Origin of the sequence: Micromonospora sp. LOL_015 (assembly GCF_048060275.1) — a bacterium.
Taxonomy (GTDB): Bacteria; Actinomycetota; Actinomycetes; order Mycobacteriales; family Micromonosporaceae; genus Micromonospora_E.
Genome location: NZ_JBHMIO010000158.1, coordinates 1 through 737, shown reverse-complemented (window position 1 = coordinate 737; position 737 = coordinate 1). Strand labels below are relative to the sequence as shown.

The window sequence follows — 737 nt, the reverse complement described above, 5'->3', positions numbered from 1 at the left end:
GTCGGTCGCCGGGTACGTGCCCGGCTACCGGCTCAAACAGGCCGTGCAGTTCGACCCGGTCGACGCGTTCGTGCCGGCGCTGGGCAGCCGGTTCACCGGTGTCCAGGTGTCGGTGTTCCTCGAAGTCTCCGGTGCCGGGCACTACCTGCCCGCGTACGCCGGAAACCTCGACATCATGACCTCGGCGGCGCTGCGCACCGCGGAACGCCTGGTCGCTCTCCGAGCGGAGGCACGGTCATGACCCGGCTGTACGTGCAGGACGTCACGTTGCGCGACGGCATGCACGCCATCAGGCACCGCTACACCGTCGACGAGGTCCGGGAGATCGCCGCCGCATTGGACGCGGCCGGCGTCGACGCGATCGAGGTCGCCCACGGCGACGGCCTGGCCGGCTCGTCCGTCACCTACGGCCACGGTGCCGCGTCGGACGCCGACTGGATCACCGCCGCCGCCGAGTCGATCAGCCGGGCGACGTTGACCACGTTGCTGCTGCCCGGCATCGGCACCATCGACGACCTGAAAGCGGCCCGCGACCTCGGCGTCACCAGCGTCCGGATCGCCACCCACTGCACCGAGGCCGACGTCGCCGCCCAGCACATCTCATGGGCCCGCGACCAGGGTATGGACGTCGCCGGGTTCCTGATGATGGCGCACATGAACACCCCGGCCGGGCTCGCGCGGCAGGCCAAGCTGATGGAGTCGTACGGGGCGCACTGCGTCTACGTCACCGACTCCGG

General features: G+C 70.7%; 2 pseudogenes. Both read left to right on the top strand.

Annotation, left to right across the window (positions count from 1 at the left end):
- Nucleotides 1–241: pseudogene (locus ACFHWU_RS29265) on the top strand (acetaldehyde dehydrogenase (acetylating)); the annotation flags it as partial.
- Nucleotides 238–737 (top strand): annotated as a pseudogene (locus ACFHWU_RS29260) (4-hydroxy-2-oxovalerate aldolase); the annotation flags it as partial. The pseudogenes ACFHWU_RS29265 and ACFHWU_RS29260, both read left to right, overlap by 4 nt.